This is a genomic window from Microbacterium sp. zg-YB36, from assembly GCF_024623575.2.
Taxonomy (GTDB): Bacteria; Actinomycetota; Actinomycetes; order Actinomycetales; family Microbacteriaceae; genus Microbacterium.
In genome coordinates this window covers 1-5,488 of the sequence record NZ_JANJFD020000018.1, presented here as the reverse complement: position 1 = coordinate 5,488, position 5,488 = coordinate 1, and the positions used below count along the sequence as shown (strand labels likewise).

Genomic DNA, 5,488 nt, shown 5'->3' with positions numbered 1-5,488 from the left:
TCACGAAAGAAGTCCGGCGGTGTCCTACTCTCCCACAGGGTCCCCCCTGCAGTACCATCGGCGCTGAGAGGCTTAGCTTCCGGGTTCGGTATGGATCCGGGCGTTTCCCTCTCGCTATGGCCGCCGAAACACTATTGATGTTTCAGTCATGCACACAACAAAAATTGTTGGTGCGGTTCTCGACCGTACATCGAGAACCACTCAGTGGACGCGTAGCACCTCAAACGGGTGTGTTATCAAGTCATCGGCTTATTAGTACCAGTCAGCTGCATGCATTGCTGCACTTCCACATCTGGCCTATCAACCCAGTAGTCTGGCTGGGAGCCTCTCGCCCGAAGGCATGGAAGTCTCATCTTGAGGCCGGCTTCCCGCTTAGATGCTTTCAGCGGTTATCCATCCCGAACGTAGCTAATCAGCGGTGCTCCTGGCGGAACAACTGACACACCAGAGGTTCGTCCAACCCGGTCCTCTCGTACTAGGGTCAGATCCTCTCAAACTTCCTACGCGCGCAGCGGATAGGGACCGAACTGTCTCACGACGTTCTAAACCCAGCTCGCGTACCGCTTTAATGGGCGAACAGCCCAACCCTTGGGACCTACTCCAGCCCCAGGATGCGACGAGCCGACATCGAGGTGCCAAACCATGCCGTCGATATGGACTCTTGGGCAAGATCAGCCTGTTATCCCCGAGGTACCTTTTATCCGTTGAGCGACAGCGCTTCCACAAGCCACTGCCGGATCACTAGTCCCGACTTTCGTCCCTGCTCGACCTGTCAGTCTCACAGTCAAGCTCCCTTGTGCACTTACACTCGACACCTGATTGCCAACCAGGTTGAGGGAACCTTTGGGCGCCTCCGTTACTTTTTGGGAGGCAACCGCCCCAGTTAAACTACCCACCAGGCACTGTCCCTGAACCGGATTACGGTTCGAAGTTAGATATCCAGAGTGACCAGAGTGGTATTTCAACAATGACTCCACATGAACTGGCGTCCATGCTTCAAAGTCTCCCACCTATCCTACACAAGCCACACCGAACACCAATACCAAGCTGTAGTAAAGGTCACGGGGTCTTTCCGTCCTGCTGCGCGTAACGAGCATCTTTACTCGTAGTGCAATTTCGCCGAGTTCGCGGTTGAGACAGTTGGGAAGTCGTTACGCCATTCGTGCAGGTCGGAACTTACCCGACAAGGAATTTCGCTACCTTAGGATGGTTATAGTTACCACCGCCGTTTACTGGGGCTTAAATTCTCAGCTTCGCCTTGCGGCTAACCGGTCCTCTTAACCTTCCAGCACCGGGCAGGCGTCAGTCCGTATACATCGTCTTGCGACTTGGCACGGACCTGTGTTTTTAGTAAACAGTCGCTACCCACTAGTCTCTGCGGCCTCCAAACGCTTTCGGAGCAAGTCCTAATACGTCGAAGGCCCCCCTTCTCCCGAAGTTACGGGGGCATTTTGCCGAGTTCCTTAACCACGATTCTCTCGATCTCCTTGGTATTCTCTACCTGACCACCTGAGTCGGTTTGGGGTACGGGCGGCTTGAACCTCGCGTCGATGCTTTTCTTGGCAGCATAGGATCACCCACTTTTTATCCGCATCGTGTCTCAGCCTGTATGAGTGACGGATTTGCCTATCACTCGGCCTACGCACTTGCCCCGGGACAACCATCGCCCGGGTTGGGCTACCTTCCTGCGTCACACCTGTTAATACGCTAACCGCACCAGAATGGGGTCGTACGCTAGGCCCAACGCTTCACCCCGAAGGGATCCATCACTGGGATTCAGATACTTAGCACTACTGGATTAGTTTGGGCGGTTCTTCGCCGGTACGGGAATATCAACCCGTTGTCCATCGACTACGCCTGTCGGCCTCGCCTTAGGTCCCGACTTACCCAGGGAAGATTAGCTTGACCCTGGAACCCTTGGTCTTTCGGAGGACGTGTTTCTCACACGTCTTTCGCTACTCATGCCTGCATTCTCACTCGTGTAGCCTCCACGGCTGGTTCACACCGCCGCTTCGCTGGCCACACGACGCTCTCCTACCCATCAATACGGCTGGACCACGAAGGCCTACCAATAATATCAATGCCACAACTTCGGTGGCGTGCTTGAGCCCCGTTACATTGTCGGCGCGGAATCACTTGACCAGTGAGCTATTACGCACTCTTTCAAGGGTGGCTGCTTCTAAGCCAACCTCCTGGTTGTCTAAGCAACTCCACATCCTTTCCCACTTAGCACGCGCTTTGGGACCTTAGATGGTGGTCTGGGTTGTTTCCCTCTCGACTATGAAGCTTATCCCCCACAGTCTCACTGCTGCGCTCTCACTTACCGGCATTCGGAGTTTGGCTGACGTCAGTAACCTTGTAGGGCCCATCGGCCATCCAGTAGCTCTACCTCCGGCAAGAAACACGCAACGCTGCACCTAAATGCATTTCGGAGAGAACCAGCTATCACGAAGTTTGATTGGCCTTTCACCCCTATCCACAGCTCATCCCCTCAGTTTTCAACCTAAGTGGGTTCGGTCCTCCACGACGTCTTACCGTCGCTTCAACCTGGCCATGGATAGATCACTTCGCTTCGGGTCTAGGACATGCGACTGAATCGCCCTATTCAGACTCGCTTTCGCTACGGCTACCCCTCACGGGTTAACCTCGCCACATATCGCTAACTCGCAGGCTCATTCTTCAAAAGGCACGCTGTCACCCCTACTAAGGAGGCTCCAACGGTTTGTAAGCAAACGGTTTCAGGTACTATTTCACTCCCCTCCCGGGGTACTTTTCACCTTTCCCTCACGGTACTTGTCCGCTATCGGTCATCTGGGAGTATTTAGGCTTATCAGGTGGTCCTGACAGATTCACACGGGATTTCTCGGGCCCCGTGCTACTTGGGATACTCTTCGCGTCAAGAGAGGCATTTCGACTACGGGGTTGTCACCCTCTATGACCCGCCTTTCCATGCGGTTCGTCTATACCTTCTTGTAACGCCGGCTGATCGGCAGACCAGCCAGAAAAGTCCCACAACCCCGAATACGCAACTCCTGCCGGATATCACACGTACTCGGTTTAGCCTGTTCCGGTTTCGCTCGCCACTACTAACGGAATCGCGGTTGCTTTCTCTTCCTGTGGGTACTGAGATGTTTCACTTCCCCACGTTCCCTCTACCCGCCCTATATATTCAGGCGGGAGTCACTAGGTCGGCACGCCGCCCAGCGGGGTTTCCCCATTCGGACACCCTCGGATCAAAGTGTGCTTATCCACTCCCCGAGGCTTATCGCAGATTGCTACGTCCTTCTTCGGCTCCAGATGCCAAGGCATTCACCGTTTGCTCTTAAAGACTTGAAAATCACATGAGTTTGAATCAAAACTCGCAACCCAAGCCATAAAGGCTTGGATCAGAAATTGACTAATGATCTTTAAGATCATCGATCGAGACGATAAATCGTCTCGAAGATGCTCGCGTCCACTGTGTAGTTCTCAAAGTACGGGCGGTACCCACTCCCGCAACCAGCAAAAGCCGGAAACGAAAAGCAGGTCCTGAGGTTCGTCTGCACCCAACCCGAAGGTCAGTGCGCATCCGGTCCCTCAGGACCCAACAGCGTGCATGTGCCGTATCGCTCACCCCCAACCGTTCCAGCTGCAAGCAGCGTACTGAGTTCGAAGATCACTCCCCGGCACCAAGTCAAATGTTCCACCCATGAGCTACCAGTCGAGAACGTATGTCTCGAATCTGGCGCCTGGACACCCGAGGGTGCCAGATGCTCCTTAGAAAGGAGGTGATCCAGCCGCACCTTCCGGTACGGCTACCTTGTTACGACTTAGTCCTAATTACCGATCCCACCTTCGACGGCTCCCTCCACAAGGGTTGGGCCACCGGCTTCAGGTGTTACCGACTTTCATGACTTGACGGGCGGTGTGTACAAGACCCGGGAACGTATTCACCGCAGCGTTGCTGATCTGCGATTACTAGCGACTCCGACTTCATGAGGTCGAGTTGCAGACCTCAATCCGAACTGGGACCGGCTTTTTGGGATTCGCTCCACCTTACGGTATTGCAGCCCTTTGTACCGGCCATTGTAGCATGCGTGAAGCCCAAGACATAAGGGGCATGATGATTTGACGTCATCCCCACCTTCCTCCGAGTTGACCCCGGCAGTATCCCATGAGTTCCCACCATTACGTGCTGGCAACATAGAACGAGGGTTGCGCTCGTTGCGGGACTTAACCCAACATCTCACGACACGAGCTGACGACAACCATGCACCACCTGTTTACGAGTGTCCAAAGAGTTCTACATTTCTGCAGCGTTCTCGTATATGTCAAGCCTTGGTAAGGTTCTTCGCGTTGCATCGAATTAATCCGCATGCTCCGCCGCTTGTGCGGGTCCCCGTCAATTCCTTTGAGTTTTAGCCTTGCGGCCGTACTCCCCAGGCGGGGAACTTAATGCGTTAGCTGCGTCACGGAATCCGTGGAATGGACCCCACAACTAGTTCCCAACGTTTACGGGGTGGACTACCAGGGTATCTAAGCCTGTTTGCTCCCCACCCTTTCGCTCCTCAGCGTCAGTTACGGCCCAGAGATCTGCCTTCGCCATCGGTGTTCCTCCTGATATCTGCGCATTCCACCGCTACACCAGGAATTCCAATCTCCCCTACCGCACTCTAGTCTGCCCGTACCCACTGCAGGCTGGGGGTTGAGCCCCCAGATTTCACAGCAGACGCGACAAACCGCCTACGAGCTCTTTACGCCCAATAATTCCGGATAACGCTTGCGCCCTACGTATTACCGCGGCTGCTGGCACGTAGTTAGCCGGCGCTTTTTCTGCAGGTACCGTCACTTTCGCTTCTTCCCTGCTAAAAGAGGTTTACAACCCGAAGGCCGTCGTCCCTCACGCGGCGTTGCTGCATCAGGCTTTCGCCCATTGTGCAATATTCCCCACTGCTGCCTCCCGTAGGAGTCTGGGCCGTGTCTCAGTCCCAGTGTGGCCGGTCACCCTCTCAGGCCGGCTACCCGTCGACGCCTTGGTGAGCCATTACCTCACCAACAAGCTGATAGGCCGCGAGCCCATCCCAGACCGAAATTCTTTCCAACTGCTGACCATGCGGTCGCAGCTCGTATCCAGTATTAGACGCCGTTTCCAGCGCTTATCCCAGAGTCCGGGGCAGGTTGCTCACGTGTTACTCACCCGTTCGCCACTGATCCACAGAGCAAGCTCTGCTTCACCGTTCGACTTGCATGTGTTAAGCACGCCGCCAGCGTTCATCCTGAGCCAGGATCAAACTCTCCGTAAAAGAAAAATGCATACAACAGCCGGAAAAAGGCCGAAGCAGCGAGTTTGAACTGACCAAATGGATGTCATTACTGACTTATCCGTTGCCGACCCCCCAAAGGGAATCGGACTTTGATCCAAAGGAATCTCACCCAGCCAAAGCTGGGACGAGGTTATTTGGCATTTGACAAGTGCACGCTGTTGAGTTCTCAAGGATCGGATGCTCCT

General features: G+C 54.6%; 3 rRNA genes. All 3 read right to left on the bottom strand.

The window, feature by feature from the left end:
• Positions 1-11 precede the first annotated feature (11 nt).
• Positions 12-128, bottom strand: a 5S ribosomal RNA gene (rrf, locus tag NQ151_RS16720).
• 104 nt (positions 129-232) lie between these two features.
• A 23S ribosomal RNA gene (locus NQ151_RS16715) occupies positions 233-3,336 on the bottom strand.
• 424 nt (positions 3,337-3,760) lie between these two features.
• A 16S ribosomal RNA gene (locus NQ151_RS16710) occupies positions 3,761-5,282 on the bottom strand.
• The 16S, 23S and 5S rRNA genes sit together here, the layout of an rRNA operon.
• Positions 5,283-5,488: the final 206 nt, after the last annotated feature.